This is a genomic window from Streptococcus mobilis (genome assembly GCF_059727625.1).
In genome coordinates this window covers 696,837-710,966 of record NZ_AP041823.1, presented here as the reverse complement: position 1 = coordinate 710,966, position 14,130 = coordinate 696,837, and the positions used below count along the sequence as shown (strand labels likewise).

The following is a 14,130-nucleotide window of genomic DNA, read 5'->3' as shown; positions in this document are numbered from 1 at the left end:
AATCTCACACCAATGGCCTTTTTACACCTAAATCTGAGCAAGGAGGCAAGAATGCTCATTGGAATTCCTAAAGAAATTAAAAACAACGAAAATCGGGTCGGTTTGACTCCCGCAGGCGTACAAAGCTTGGTCAAGAAAGGACATCAAGTTTTGGTAGAAACAAATGCCGGACTTGGTTCTGGCTTTGCGGATGAAGATTACACGAAGCAAGGGGCAACCATCGTTGCGACTGCTGCAGAAGCTTGGGCCGCTGAGATGGTGGTCAAAGTCAAAGAACCTCTCGCTGAAAATATGACTTCCTTCGTGAAGACCTCTTGCTCTTCACCTACTTGCACATGGCTGCTGCACCAGAATTAGCGGACGCAATGGTCTCAGCTAAAACAACAGGGGTGGCCTACGAAACGGTGCGTGACTTTGATGGACAATTGCCACTCTTGGTGCCAATGAGTGAGGTTGCTGGACGGATGGCTGTGCAAATCGGAGCCCACTTCTTGACTAAACCAGAAGGAGGATCAGGCGTCCTCCTAGGTGGGGTGCCAGGTGTTCCCAAAGGAAAAGTCACCATCATCGGAGGTGGGGTCGTTGGAACCCATGCTGCTCGTATCGCCCTTGGACTCGGTGCCCAAGTGACCATCTTAGATATCAGCGCTAAACGTTTGGCTGTTCTAGAAGATGTCTTTGGTCATCAAATCCAAACCCTTATGTCCAACCCATTTAACATTGAAGCCAGTGTCCGTGATGCCGATGTTGTCATCGGAGCTGTCTTGATTCCTGGGGCTAAAGCTCCTAAATTAGTGACAGACGATATGGTCAAACAAATGCGTCCCGGTTCTGTCATCGTCGATGTGGCCGTTGACCAAGGTGGGGTTATTGAAACAGCAGACCGTGTCACAACGCATGCGGAGCCAGTTTACGAAAAACACGGCGTGCTCCACTATGCCGTTGCCAATATTCCAGGGGCCGTCGCTCGTACCTCTACCATCGCCCTTACCAATGTGACCCTTCCTTATGTTGAATCCCTAGCTGACAATGGCTTCCACAAGGCAATTGCCCTCGATGAAGGCTTGCGCCAAGGTGTCACTACTTACCAAGGTCACATCACTAGCCAACCAGTTGCTACTGGTTTAGAGCGCGACTTCACACCAATTGATGAATTGGTTTAAACTATCATAAAAGAATTACCATCGAAAAAAACAAACAACTTATTTTTTTCATATGAACTAATTAAAAATGTTTTGGAAAAAACAAGTTGTTTTGAATTTTTTAAATCATTTTCAGAGACTTTCCGCCGTGAGAAAAGTGCTTGAAACAATTTAGTTTCAAGCACCCGGAATAATTGAGACCTTAGGCTCAATTATTAGTCATGGAACTTCGAAGAAGTTCGCTGACGTCCGTTCTCACCTAAGGAAAGGCTAAGAGATGATTTTATCGTCAATTTAAGGCAAAGATCCGATGATCTTTGCCTTTTTATTCTGCTTCTTCTTCCACATCCAGTTTTTCTTTGAGGACTGGATTTGGGATTGGCTCGTAGGCCCGGATAATCTCTGCTACTACTGGATGACGAACGACATCCTTGGCAGAGAAATGCACAAAGTCAATTTGAGAAATGTTCTTCAATTTCTCCTGAGCATCAATCAAGCCGGATTTGACATTTCGAGGGAGGTCAATCTGGCTGGTATCTCCATTGACAATCATCTTAGAGTTAAACCCAAGACGGGTCAAAAACATCTTCATCTGCATGATGGTGGTATTTTGCGCTTCATCGAGAATGACGAAAGCATCGTCCAAGGTCCGCCCGCGCATATAAGCCAAAGGCGCAATCTCGATAATCTCCCGCTCCATCATCCGAGTGGTTTGGTCTTTCCCTAAAATCTGGTAAAGAGCATCATAGACCGGTCGTAGATAAGGGTCCACTTTTTCTTTAAGATCCCCTGGTAGGAAACCAAGACTCTCTCCAGCTTCTACAGCAGGACGCGTCAAAATGATCCGTTTGACCTGACCACGCTTGAGGGCAGTCACAGCCAAAGTCACTGCTAGGAAGGTTTTCCCAGTCCCCGCTGGTCCAATCCCAAAAGTGACATCATGGTTCTTGACACTATCGACATAGATCTTTTGACCAAGCGTTTTAACCCGAATGGGCTTGCCGTAACTATCCTTGATAATCTCTTCTTCATAGAGAGCGATGAACTTATCCAATTCACCATTTCTCACCATGGTAATGGCGGTCACCACATCCGGCGTTCCAATGGTCATGCCACGGTTGACGAGGACCAAAAGAGCCTGAATGACTTGACGAACCTGCTCGCAGGTTTCTTCTTCCCCAATGATTTGGACGATTTCTGTCCGGGCGTGAATAGTTACCCCAAATTCTTGCTCCATCAAACGAAGATGGCGTTCGTTAGATCCAAACAAATGAAAGAGATCGTCTGGATGCGTTAATGTAATTTCAACTGAATGTTCTTGCAAATAAAGAACCTCTCTACCTGTGTTTTTCTATTATTATAACAAAGAGGCCGAGAAAAAACCATCCTCGACCTGTCCTTTTCTAGTGGGCTTGGTATTCATCCCAAATTGCATCAAAATCGCCAAGATTAAAGGAAAAGCTGGCATGCTCTTCTAGATAGCGACTGACCTCGTCGAAGTCATCTGTATGCTTGGGAAAAGCAGACTCGTGAAAAGCAAGATCTGCTAGAATGGCTTTAGGAGCATTGCTTTTAGGATTGCGCTCCGTCATCAACCAAGTATAAAATGATTTTCGCATAAGCCTCCTCTTAGATCAACTCTGTTCCAAACTGGTCTTGCTTGATTTTTTTGGCCTTCATCAGCCCCCCCAAAGCCTTTTTGAACTGCCCTTTTGAAATCCCAAAGGTTGCCTTGATCTCTTCTGGAGATGACTTATCATTCAGGGTCATAAAGCCTCCATTGGCTTCCAAATAGGTCAGAATCATTTGGGCATCGTTTTCAAGCATTTCAAAAGAGCGTGGCTTCAGCGACAAGTTCAAGGTCCGATCCACTTCACGAAAACCGATGACGCGAGCATTTAAGACCTCTCCCAAACGAGGTTCTGCATAGCGCTCACTTGGGTGGATAAAGCCCAGCATATTGTTCTCTGGAAGGTAAACAAAGGTTCCAGACAATTTCAAGCGGTAGACAATGGCTGGCCAGTTTTGGTTTTGCATATTGTTATAGGCTGGACGAGCCAAACGCTGGAAATCTTCCTGGTAGGCTAAGATCCCCCAAATCCGATCTTTCTTATCAACTTCTAGTCGAATATAGAGACGATCGCCCTTTTTAGGCCATAGATCTTTGATCTCCGGTAGGATATCTAGTGAGACAACAATCTGCTTATCTGGAAGCCCTGTGTCCACAAAGACTCCCAAATCCTTGCGTACTTCCGTAACCGTTCCCCAGCCAAAGCTTTCTTGAGTTGCTGTGACTTCAAGTGTCGTGAGTCGGAGCTTTTGCTTCATATCTGTATAGGCAAAGCCCTTGACACTTTCTCCGACTTGATGGGGGCCTTCTGCTTTATCAAGCGCGTAGGTCTGGCCATCTTTTTGAACAAAATAGAAGTGATCATTTTCATCAATGACCATTCCCATGATGTAGCTTGCTAGATTCGTATTCATGTTTCCTTCTTTCCTCTTGCCTCTTCACAAGAATAATGGAAATAAAACCCAGCCAGCAGTGCCAACTGAGTCTTTCTTTCCTGTAATGGTTGGGATGGATTAAACTTCCATCAATTCTTTTTCTTTGTGCGCTGTCATTTCATCCACATGTTTGACAGCATCATCCGTAACTTTTTGGATCTCTTTTTCAAGACCTTTCAATTCATCTTCTGTGATTTCTTTTGCTTTTTCTTGTTTCTTGGCTTCATCCATAGCATCACGACGAATGTTACGGATCGCTACTTTAGCATTTTCACCCACTTTTTTCACTTCTTTTGCCAAGTCACGACGAGTTTCTTCTGTCAAAGCTGGGATAACCAAGCGGATAACAGATCCATCGTTGGCTGGAGTGATACCAAGGTCAGAAGCATTGATGCTGTGCTCGATGTCTTTCAAAGATGATTTATCAAATGGTGTGATTAACAAGACACGTGCTTCTGGAATAGTGATAGATGCCAATTGGTTCAATGGAGTCTCTACTCCGTAGTATTCTACGAAAATACGATCCAAAAGACTTGCGTTTGCACGTCCAGCACGGATGCTACCAAATTCACGTCCCAAACTTTGGTGAGACTGGGTCATTCTTTCTTTTGCTTTTTCTACGATTGGGTTTGCCATAATCTTCCTCTATTTTCTATTATTTTTCTACGTTATTCGATACGGTTGTACCGATATTTTCACCAAAGACAACGCGTTTGATATTGCCTGGTTCATTCATATTAAAGACAACCAAGTCAATGTCGTTGTCCATGGAGAGAGTAGAGGCTGTTGAGTCCATGATGCGAAGACCTTTGTTGATCACATCACGGTGAGTCAATTCCTCAAATTTCACAGCTGAAGCATCTTTTTTCGGATCGGCATTGTAAACACCATCGACCCCATTTTTAGCCATGAGAATGGCATCTGCTTCAATCTCAGCTGCACGAAGGGCTGCTGTCGTATCTGTTGAGAAGTAAGGAGAACCGATCCCTGCACCAAAGATCACGATCCGATCTTTTTCAAGGTGACGGAGGGCACGACCACGGATATATGGTTCTGCAACTTGTTGCATCGCAATCGCTGTTTGAACACGGGTATCCACGCCAACTTGTTGAAGCGAATCAGCCATCACAAGGGCGTTCATGACAGTACCGAGCATACCTGTGTAGTCTGCTTGGACACGATCCATCCCTGCTTCAGCAGCAGGTTCTCCACGCCAAAGGTTTCCCCCTCCGATCACCAAGGCAATTTCAATTCCAAGTTCATGAACTTCCTTGATTTCTTGGGCCATATTTTGGACAGTTTTGATATCGATTCCGACACCACGTTCGCCAGCAAGGGCTTCACCAGATAGCTTGATTAAGATACGTTTATACTTAGGTTCTACCATTTTCTCTCTCCTTTTTTGATCTGTATTATTTTACCATAAATTACGCTTTTTATATAGTCATATCTATCAAAATTTTTCATTTTTCCAAAGCCCTTTGACAAGTGAAAATCCCAGTCCGAAGACTGAGATTTTAATTTGCTCTCTAAAACATTATAGAAACTTTCCTTAGGTGAGTACGGACGTCAGCGAACTTCTTCGAAGTTCCATGACTTAGTTTTGAACCTAAGGTTTCAAAACTACCGAGTGCTTGAACTATTATTATTTCAAGCACTTTTCTCACGGCGGAAAGTTTCAGAACATGCTTTAACCATTATAAAAAGAATATTTTAATCTTTTGCAAAAAATCTTATTATATTTCTTGTAAAAAAGTTGTCTTTTTCAACAATTTTTTAGGCTTTTTTCTTTTCACGACGGGCGATCCAAGGCAGGATAATCCCTAAGGCAATCAGGACAAGCGGAGTCAAGATATTGGTCAATAGAGAGAATTGCCAAGCAACTGGGTCCACCTTAAAGTCGACTTTTGGAACCATCCCCAAAATACAGGCAAAAGCCGTAAACAGGAAGCACCAAGCCCCTATGATAAAACCAAGATTTGGGCTCTTGGTCATCTTGTATTCTGCATCCTTGTACTTCTTCCAAGCACGATTGAGCATAATATAGGCAAAGAAAACCCAGAGATACCGCATTGGCATCACAACAGAGTTCAGATTGGTCATCCATTTTACCAAGCCATCGATTTCTTGAATCCCAAAGAGGGGAACAATGATGAGGAGACTAACCAAAATCCCTGTCAAGAGGTAACCATTAGTCAAGACACCTTTCTTGCTGCGTTTGCGAAGCCAAGAAGGAATATATTCTTCGTCCGCATTATGGAGCAAGATTTGAAGAGGAGCATCAATCGAAAAGGCCAGGGCTGCGATTTGTCCAATCATATCTGTAAGAGCATAAATAATCACCAAGACATTCCCAACTCCCCAGTGTTTCCCAAGAATTTGGAATGCTTGGAAGGCTCCATTTCGCATCAAATCTTCTGGAATATGTCCACTGTCAAAGAGCATCCCCATAGCTAAGGAACCAAGGATGGCAGAAAGTCCAACCATGATCGCCATGACAATCATTCCTTTCGGAAATTCACGCGCAGGATTACGGGTTTGATTGACGTAAGGCGAGATCTTCTCAGCCCCACCTACCGCAAAGACTAAGAGAGAAATGGTCGTGAAATATGAAAAGTCAAAATTTGGAATATAGGTGCTCACCTGATCCATATGTTGGGTTGCAAACTTCATACCTGGATTGATGAAAGGAACTCCAACTGCCAAAAGGACAAAGAGGAAGGACATGATCAGCATGGCACTACCAGCTAAGCCACCAATGACTTTCAAGGTCGTCAAACCTTTGGTAGAGAGATAGAGAAAAATTCCAAAAATGATCAAGCAAAGGATAACCACCCATTGGATACTTAAGCCACTCACAAATTTGTCATTCCCTTGGAGAACCCAACCGAGAGAGATCAAAATCCGTTGAGGCTTTTGAGCTAAATAGGGAATGTGTACAACCCAGTAGGTCCAGGCCGCGAAATAGGCAAGGCGCTTTGTAGAGGTCTTTTCAACCCACTCGCTGACACCACCCCCACTTTCTTTAAAGGTTGAACCCAGTTGACCAACAATCAAAGCATAGGGGATGAAATAGATGGCCAAAATCAAGATCCAAGAAACAATAACAGAAATGCCTTGGGTCGAATAGTTATTCACGACATTTCCCAATCCCCACACCATATTAAAAGCAATGAGTGAGACCATGAGCCAATTTAATTGGTTGTGATCTTTCTTCATAATAGATCTCCTTATTTTTTGATAGATCTAGTATAACATTTGACTTTAAATTTGTAAGCGTTTTCTGCAATTTTTGTTAAAACTTTTTGATACAAAAAAAGCTACCCGAAGGCAGCTTTTCATTTCAATTAAAGTGAGTTAACATCCACTTTGATACCAGGACCTTGAGTTGTAGTCAAAGTCAAGCTAGTTACGTAAGTACCTTTAGCTGTAGCTGGTTTTGCTTTTTGGATTGTGTCGTTGAAAGCTTTAAAGTTTTCAACCAATTTAGTATCATCGAATGAAACTTTACCGATGATCGCTTGAACGATACCTGCTTTATCAGCACGGTAAGTGATTTTACCACCTTTAGACTCTTCAACTGCTTTCGCAACATCCATTGTTACTGTACCAGTTTTAGGGTTTGGCATCAAGTTACGTGGTCCAAGGACACGTCCAAGACGTCCAACAAGAGCCATCATGTCAGGTGTAGCGATAACAACGTCGAAGTCCAACCAACCATCGTTGATTTTCGCAACAAGGTCATCTTCACCTACGAAGTCTGCACCAGCAGCTTTTGCTTCTTCAGCTTTTGCACCACGTGCAAATACAAGTACGCGAGCTGTTTTACCAGTTCCGTTTGGCAATACCATTGCACCACGGATTTGTTGGTCAGCTTTTTTCACGTCGATGTTCAAGTTGTAAGCAACTTCTACAGTTGCGTCAAATTTTGCAAAGTTAGTTTCTTTTGCAAGAGCTACAGCTTCTTCTACGCTGTAGACTTTTGTGCTGTCGATTTTTTCAAGAGCAGCACGAAGTTGTTTGCTTTTTTTAGCCATTTTATCTTTCTCCTTGTAATGTGGTCATATCGATTTTCATCTCCCACGTCACTCGTCATTTGATCAAGTGTATTGCGGGCAAATAGGATTGTTACAATTAGTCAGTAACAGTGAATCCCATAGAACGAGCAGTACCTTCGATCATACGCATTGCAGACTCAATGTTTGCAGCGTTCAAATCTGGCATCTTAGTTTCAGCGATTTGTTGTACTTGTGCACGAGTTACAGTTGCAACTTTCGTTTTGTTCGGTGTACCTGAACCTTTTTCAACACCTGCAGCTTTTTTCAAAAGAACAGCAGCTGGTGGTGTTTTTGTAACGAAATCGAATGATTTGTCTTCATAAACAGTGATAACAACTGGGATGATCATACCAGCTTGATCAGCTGTACGAGCGTTAAACTCTTTAGTGAATCCCATGATGTTGATACCTGCTTGACCAAGCGCTGGACCAACCGGTGGAGCTGGAGTAGCTTTACCAGCAGGGATTTGCAATTTTACAAGTTTTTCGACTTTTTTAGCCATTTCTTAAATCCTCCTTTGTGGTTTTGGCGGTAATTACAGATTTTTACCTCCCACAAGTATGCTTTGTGCATACCTTTCTATTATACACGATTTCTCTTTTTTTGCAAGAAAAAATTAAAATATAGTAAACTTTTTTTTCGTTTTATGATAGAATGAAGCTATGTTAATCAAAGTTGCTTCTGTATTATTTATTTTTTTAACGCTGATTCTGAGCGGCATCATTGTTCACCTCTTTAAACTCCAAAAAAGAGGATGGCGATCCACCGATATTGCCTTTCCTTTATTTGCATTGGAGTACTACCTGATCTCAGACAGTGCCTTTTACCACAGCCTCTTACCACTGCTAGCCTTGAGCCTTTCGCTTTTGGCCTTGGGGCTAACGATTTATTTCTTAAAAAAGAAAAAGAGTTTTTATTATCCGAAATTTATCAAATACTTCTGGCGCGCTGGATTTCTGGTTACCTTCTTCCTCTATCTGATCCTAACCGCTAGTTTGTTTATCTAATACCAAAGAGGCTGGGACAAAAGTCCTAGCCTCTCAATTATTTTTGGATTGTCGAGCAAGACGCAGTGGTTGAGTGGGCTCTACTACGCTGATTTCATCAGCTTTTACAGCCCTACTCAACTGTGCGGAGGTGGTGGGACGACGAAATCGAATTCTAACGAATTACCGATTTCTGTCCCACTCTCTCTTTTATTTCTTCCGATGAAAGAACCAGCCCACCAACTTCTTGAAGATTTGAATCAAGACGAGAGCAAGAACTGCCATGATGGCACAGATGACTAGCGTTTGAAGCCTCAAGGGGCTCATGTTAAAGAATCTACCTAAGATACTACTTGAAACCAGGAAGGCTAGGATATTTCCTAGAAGAACCAGTCTCTTGTAGTGATTGAGAGGCTGGGATTCTTGGTAGATGATGGTAAAGCCAACGAAGGCCATCAAGCAGATGGCTGCACTTGAGAGCTCTTCCGACCTCATGCCAAATGTAGAAGAGAGCAATACCAGACTGAAGATCAGTATAAAATCCGTCAAGGCAGCAGGTAGTGCATTTTTAAAGACCGTTTCGATAAAACGCCCTTTGATGCGCTCGCTATTGGGCTCAAGCGCTAGGAAGAATCCTGGAATCCCAATCGTAAAACCACTGATCAAAGACATCTGCGACGGCATGATGGGATAGGTAAAGGCTAAAAGCGTCACTGAGATGGCCAACAAAATGGAAAAGATATTCTTGATCAAAAAGAGACTGGCTGATCGTTGAATATTATTGACCACTCGCCGACCTTCTGCCACGATAGACGGCATCTTCCCAAAGTCAGAATCCAGTAAAACCACTTGCGCCATCTTCTTGGTCGCATCGTTTCCAGATTCCATCGCAATACTACAATCCGCTGTTTTGAGGGCCAGAATATCGTTTACTCCATCTCCAGTCATGGCGACTTTATGCCCCTTTGCCTGCAAGCCTTCTACAAGGCTTTTCTTTTGCTCTGGTGTCACCCGACCAAAGACCGTATATTGGCTCGCCGCTTGGTGCAAGCCTTCTTCCGTCAGTAAGGTTCTGGTATCGATTAGATCCTCTGCTCCTTCAATGCCTGCTTTTTGTGCAATAGCTGAAACTGTAGCAGGGTTGTCCCCTGAGATAACCTTAATGGTCACTCCTTGTTGTTTAAAGTAGGCGAAGGTTTCTTTGGCATTTTTTCTCAAAGGATTGGAGAGAATAATCCAGGCTACCAAGTCTACAGGAGCCTCTAAAGTCTCTCCCAGGTGATCTCCCTTATATTTCCCAAAGGCCAAGACCCGATTGCCTGCCTGAGTAGCAGGAGCTATCTCTTGTTCAACCTCAGAGAAGCCCTCTCGTAAAACAAACTCTGGTGCACCTAATACATAGATCCCCGATTCAAAGGCAATCGCCCCATACTTTTTCTTAGACGTAAAGGGCTGAATGTCGAGAGCCTTCCAAGGCTGGCTGACTGGAGTCTTGTGAAATTTTCGGATGGCATCCATGGTATCGTTTTGATCCATACTAGCTCCTACATACTGAGCTAGAGCTTCCAAGTCTTGAGCGTCTTTAACTGGACGAATCTCTGTTACTTCCATACCTGGCTCTGTAATGGTCCCTGTCTTATCGACACAAAGGACATCCACGCGCGATAAGGTCTCAATCCCCTTCATGCTATTGAGCAGGACCTTTTCCTTGGCTAATCTGACAGCACCCAGAGCCAGTGCCAAGGTCATCAAGAGATACAAGCCTTCCGGAATCATACCGATCAAGGCACCGACTGTTGAAGTCACACTGAGCTTGAGGCTATCGCCTAGGCTGATATAGCTGCGAAGAAAAAGGAGCGAACCTAGCGGAATGATGAGAAGGCCGATGATCCCCACAATGCGATTGACCGCATGAACCATATCGGACTCCTCATGAGACTTAACCTGCTTGGCTTCCAGGCTCAATTGGTTGATGTAGGAGTCGTTCCCAACTTTTTCTAGTCGCGCTAAACCTTGACCAGCGATCACAAAACTACCTGACATGAGCGCATCTTGCGCTCCTTTTTTGACCTCATCGGCTTCACCTGTCAATTGCGACTCATCGACTTTTAGCTCGCCCTCCAGCAAGACCCCATCCGCATAGATCTGATCTCCAGCTTGAAAGCGAACCAGATCGCCCTCCACCAGCTGATCGATCGGTAGAGCGACTTCTTTTCCTTCTCGAAGAACGATCGCCTCACTCATATGCAGAAATTGCATCTGACGCAAGATCCGTCTCGAGCGGACCTCCTGCACAATTCCTACCAAGGAGTTGACCACGACGACCGGGACAAACAAGAGATTGTTCCAAGACTTCACTGCTACCAGCAAGACCGCCAAGACCAGGAAAATCAGATTAAAGTAAGTAAAGACATTGTCTCGAATGATCTGCCCAATACTTTTTTCTGTCTTAATCGTGACCTTATTTTGCTTGCCCTCTTGGATCTTTTTCGCTACTTCTTCCTGACTGAGTCCTTCTAATCTAACCATTGCTTTCCTCACTCATGTATTTCCAAGGGCAATCCTTCTGGATCAAAGAAAAATGCCATCTTCTTGCCATCAAAATCATCATAGCGAAGGCCTGTATTCTCAATACCTAGCTGATCCAATCTAGCTAGATACGCCTCTACATCGTCCACTTTAAAGGCCAGGTGACGCAGTCCCGCATGCTCGGGCAAGGGGAGCTTCGGCCGTTCTGGGGCTGTCAGTTTGATAAAGAGTTCTAAAGTCAGCTCCCCCTGGCGGAGATTGATCAAGATATCTCCGCGTTCGGGACGGTCATACTCACTGACAATCGCAAAGCCCAACTGGTCCACATAAAAGTGCAACATGGCATCGCGATCCCGTCCAATGATGGCAATATGATGAATCGTGTCTAACTTCATCTGGTCCTACTTTCTATTTTCTATAAAAAGAAAAGGGAGTGGGGCATATGCCCTTTTTCCCTATCCTTATGATTGTTGCAATACTTTTCGAGGCTTGGTCCCTTCAGCTGGTCCAATCACACCCGCTGCTTCCAACTCTTCCATGAGGCGAGTCGCCCGATTAAAACCAACCGATAAGCGGCGCTGGATCATCGAAGCACTGGCTTTTTGGGTCTCGATGACGAGCGCTTTGGCCTCTTCAAAGAGAGGATCGCCTTCGTCTGAGCAACCCATGCCTCCATCAAAGTCTGACTCGGATACTTCTCCTGGATCAAAGGCATCATCATAATCGGCTTCTGCCTGCTCTTTGACAAAGTTGACAATCCGCTCCACATCGTCATCTGAGATAAAGGATCCTTGTAGACGGATTGGATGATTTTCATCGATCGGTTTAAAGAGCATGTCTCCCCGACCGAGCAATTTCTCTGCCCCATTTTCATCCAAGATGGTCCGTGAGTCAGTCCCAGATGATACCGCAAAAGCGACACGGGAAGGCACATTGGCCTTGATCAAACCTGAGATAACATCAACCGATGGCCGCTGAGTCGCAAGGATCATGTGGATCCCCGCTGCACGCGCCTTTTGTCCAAGGCGAATAATAGCATCTTCCACTTCTTTACTTGCGACTATCATCAAGTCTGCCAACTCGTCGACAATGACCACGATCAAAGGAAGTGGCACTTGCTTCATCTCAGACTGGGCATTGTACTCAGCCACCTTGGCATTAAAGCCAGCAATATTGCGAGCCCCTACTTTCGAGAAGAGCTCATAGCGATTTTCCATCTCATCAACGACCTTCTGCAGGGCCCGACTGGCCTTACGTGGGTTGGTCACCACTGGAATCAAGAGGTGAGGAATATCATTGTAGACAGAAAGCTCCACCATCTTTGGATCGACCATCATAAACTTGACTTCGTCCGGACGGGCCTTCATCAAGATACTCGAAATAATCCCATTAACCGCTACTGACTTACCAGATCCGGTAGACCCCGCTACCAAAAGGTGGGGCATCCGAGCCAAATCAAAGGTCCGAGCCGAGCCATCTACAGCCTTCCCAAGAGGAATCTCAAGGAGTTTAGCTGGATCTGTTTTGGACTGCTCCCACAATTCACGGAAGGAAACGGTCGCAATCTCTGAGTTGGGCACTTCAATCCCGACCAGAGACTTCCCTGGAATCGGTGCTTCAATCCGCACATCCTTGGCTGCTAGGGCCAAGGCCAAATCATCTGCTAGATTGGAGATACGGTTGACCCGCACACCGACCGCTGGCTTGACTTCATACTTGGTAACAGAAGGGCCGATTTCCGCCCGCTCCACTGTCGCCTTGATATTGAAGCTTGCAAAGGTTTCTTCCAAAATGCGGATGTTCTGGCGAACGATGTTTTTCTCTTTGGATTGATTTTTGGGCTTGTCAGGTGCGAAGAGATCAATGGTTGGAAGCTTGTACTGGAGGAGTTCCTTAGGTGTGAAATCCACTTGAACTTCTTCCCCATCGTCCTCGAATTCTTCGGCTTCCGGAAACTCTTCGTATGCTTCAGGCTCTTCAGGCCATTCTTCATCTGGCAGGTAGATCTCTGGTGTTGCTGGTGCGACAATTTCGGCTTCTGGGAAGGACTCTGTGAACGGCTCTTCCGCCAACACCTCTCCCGTTTCAGGGTCTACAGGATGCCCTTCCATTGAAAGGGGAGTTGGAAGAACTGCACTTGCTTCTTCTTGCTCTCTTTCAGCTGCAGCAGCTTCCTCGGCAATTCTCGCTTCCTTTTCAAGGAATTTCTGCTCGCGACGTTCCTTGCGTTTTTCCATAGAAGCGTGGAAGGCTTCCGATCCCTTTTCAAACAAATCATAGATGGAGTAAGGACTCATCAAGAGAATCCCCAATCCAATAAAGAGAAGGCCAATAAAATAAGAGCCAATATTTGAAAAGAGGAAGGAAATCGGAGCATAAAGAAGGGCACCGATCATACCACCACCAGCAAAACTCTCCACTCGCAGATGAATCAAGTCTGCCATGATTCTTGAAAAAGTGACCTTGATTCCATTATTGTCTAAATGAAGGGAGGATACAAAGAAGGCCTGAAACATCAAGAGAGCCCCAGCAAAGAAGCTTAGGAATCCTGAAATAACCCCTTCGTGTTTGTCCAGCCATTTAAAGGCATAGAGGTAGAAAAAGGTCGCTAAAATAGCCAAGTAAGCCAAACTCCCAACAAACAGTCGGATTAAGTTGTAGGCCAAGACCCCTACCGCTCCCAATTTCAAGGCCGCAAAGACTAAAACCAGACTAATCAGAATGGTCACAATCATGCGGTGAATTGCTTTTTTTCTTTCTAATTCTGCTTTGGACAGTCGTCTCGTCGACCGTGTTTTTTTCGATTGATTATTGTTTGCCATAACCTTTATTATATCACATTTCTATGCCAGTTCTCTAGTAAAATCATTTCCTCAATTTTTCAGAATAAAGTAAAAAAACAGCACCGAT

Annotated in this window: 12 protein-coding genes and 1 pseudogene; 2 read left to right on the top strand and 11 right to left on the bottom strand. The window is 44.5% G+C overall.

The genetic code is table 11. The features are described from left to right. Positions 1-51 precede the first annotated feature (51 nt). Positions 52-1,163, top strand: a pseudogene (ald, locus tag AC6IZR_RS03375) (alanine dehydrogenase). A 304-nt stretch (positions 1,164-1,467) separates the two neighbouring features. Here ald and AC6IZR_RS03370 read toward each other — a convergent pair. The 8 genes from AC6IZR_RS03370 to rplK form a co-directional block, all read right to left on the bottom strand. Further along, entirely contained in the window at positions 1,468-2,466 is a 999-nt protein-coding gene (locus tag AC6IZR_RS03370; RefSeq protein WP_045759724.1) for a PhoH family protein, read from the bottom strand. Between the two features lie 79 nt (positions 2,467-2,545). Further along, on the bottom strand, positions 2,546-2,761 hold the full coding sequence (locus tag AC6IZR_RS03365) for a YozE family protein (protein ID WP_497848781.1): 216 nt from the start codon (positions 2,759-2,761) through the stop codon (positions 2,546-2,548). Between the two features lie 10 nt (positions 2,762-2,771). Next, positions 2,772-3,626, bottom strand: a complete 855-nt coding sequence (gene cvfB, locus AC6IZR_RS03360; protein WP_003005366.1) for an RNA-binding virulence regulatory protein CvfB — start codon at positions 3,624-3,626, stop codon at positions 2,772-2,774. Between the two features lie 99 nt (positions 3,627-3,725). Next, the gene (frr, locus tag AC6IZR_RS03355; RefSeq protein ID WP_003005165.1) at positions 3,726-4,283 is read right to left on the bottom strand and encodes a ribosome recycling factor; all 558 of its coding nucleotides are present in this window, start codon (positions 4,281-4,283) and stop codon (positions 3,726-3,728) included. Between the two features lie 19 nt (positions 4,284-4,302). After that, positions 4,303-5,034, bottom strand: coding sequence for a UMP kinase (gene pyrH / locus AC6IZR_RS03350; protein WP_003005706.1), 732 nt, complete (start codon positions 5,032-5,034; stop codon positions 4,303-4,305). A 389-nt stretch (positions 5,035-5,423) separates the two neighbouring features. Next, complete coding sequence (locus AC6IZR_RS03345; RefSeq protein WP_070587069.1) at positions 5,424-6,866, bottom strand: APC family permease; 1,443 nt, start codon at positions 6,864-6,866, stop codon at positions 5,424-5,426. A gap of 128 nt (positions 6,867-6,994) precedes the next feature. Beyond that, the gene (gene rplA / locus AC6IZR_RS03340; protein WP_003005355.1) at positions 6,995-7,684 is read right to left on the bottom strand and encodes a 50S ribosomal protein L1; all 690 of its coding nucleotides are present in this window, start codon (positions 7,682-7,684) and stop codon (positions 6,995-6,997) included. 97 nt (positions 7,685-7,781) lie between these two features. Further along, positions 7,782-8,207 (bottom strand): 50S ribosomal protein L11, encoded by a 426-nt coding sequence (gene rplK, locus AC6IZR_RS03335; RefSeq protein ID WP_003005369.1) that lies wholly within the window; start codon positions 8,205-8,207, stop codon positions 7,782-7,784. 160 nt (positions 8,208-8,367) lie between these two features. Here rplK and AC6IZR_RS03330 point away from each other — a divergent pair, with 160 nt between their 5' ends. After that, positions 8,368-8,712: a DUF3397 family protein gene (locus tag AC6IZR_RS03330; protein WP_070587068.1), complete on the top strand. Its 345-nt coding sequence runs from the start codon at positions 8,368-8,370 to the stop codon at positions 8,710-8,712. A 189-nt stretch (positions 8,713-8,901) separates the two neighbouring features. Here the strand turns inward: AC6IZR_RS03330 and AC6IZR_RS03325 are convergent, their stop codons facing one another. From AC6IZR_RS03325 to AC6IZR_RS03315, 3 genes are all read right to left on the bottom strand, one after another. Then, positions 8,902-11,220, bottom strand: coding sequence for an HAD-IC family P-type ATPase (locus tag AC6IZR_RS03325; RefSeq protein WP_497848780.1), 2,319 nt, complete (start codon positions 11,218-11,220; stop codon positions 8,902-8,904). An 8-nt stretch (positions 11,221-11,228) separates the two neighbouring features. Further along, positions 11,229-11,615, bottom strand: coding sequence for an SMU1112c/YaeR family gloxylase I-like metalloprotein (gloA2, locus tag AC6IZR_RS03320; RefSeq protein ID WP_371585185.1), 387 nt, complete (start codon positions 11,613-11,615; stop codon positions 11,229-11,231). A 66-nt stretch (positions 11,616-11,681) separates the two neighbouring features. Further along, the gene (locus AC6IZR_RS03315; RefSeq protein ID WP_497848779.1) at positions 11,682-14,042 is read right to left on the bottom strand and encodes a DNA translocase FtsK; all 2,361 of its coding nucleotides are present in this window, start codon (positions 14,040-14,042) and stop codon (positions 11,682-11,684) included. Between the last annotated feature and the right edge of the window lie 88 nt (positions 14,043-14,130).

Excerpts from the sequence above, each read along its gene's own strand:
- AC6IZR_RS03345 (WP_070587069.1), bottom strand. The coding sequence starts at position 6,866 with ATGAAGAAAGATCACAACCAATTAAATTGGCTCATGGTCTCACTCATT.
- gloA2 (WP_371585185.1), bottom strand. The coding sequence starts at position 11,615 with ATGAAGTTAGACACGATTCATCATATTGCCATCATTGGACGGGATCGC.
- AC6IZR_RS03325 (WP_497848780.1), bottom strand. The coding sequence starts at position 11,220 with ATGGTTAGATTAGAAGGACTCAGTCAGGAAGAAGTAGCGAAAAAGATC.
- AC6IZR_RS03365 (WP_497848781.1), bottom strand. The coding sequence starts at position 2,761 with ATGCGAAAATCATTTTATACTTGGTTGATGACGGAGCGCAATCCTAAA.
- rplA (WP_003005355.1), bottom strand. The coding sequence starts at position 7,684 with ATGGCTAAAAAAAGCAAACAACTTCGTGCTGCTCTTGAAAAAATCGAC.
- AC6IZR_RS03330 (WP_070587068.1), top strand. The coding sequence starts at position 8,368 with ATGTTAATCAAAGTTGCTTCTGTATTATTTATTTTTTTAACGCTGATT.
- rplK (WP_003005369.1), bottom strand. The coding sequence starts at position 8,207 with ATGGCTAAAAAAGTCGAAAAACTTGTAAAATTGCAAATCCCTGCTGGT.
- AC6IZR_RS03315 (WP_497848779.1), bottom strand. The coding sequence starts at position 14,042 with ATGGCAAACAATAATCAATCGAAAAAAACACGGTCGACGAGACGACTG.
- cvfB (WP_003005366.1), bottom strand. The coding sequence starts at position 3,626 with ATGAATACGAATCTAGCAAGCTACATCATGGGAATGGTCATTGATGAA.
- frr (WP_003005165.1), bottom strand. The coding sequence starts at position 4,283 with ATGGCAAACCCAATCGTAGAAAAAGCAAAAGAAAGAATGACCCAGTCT.
- pyrH (WP_003005706.1), bottom strand. The coding sequence starts at position 5,034 with ATGGTAGAACCTAAGTATAAACGTATCTTAATCAAGCTATCTGGTGAA.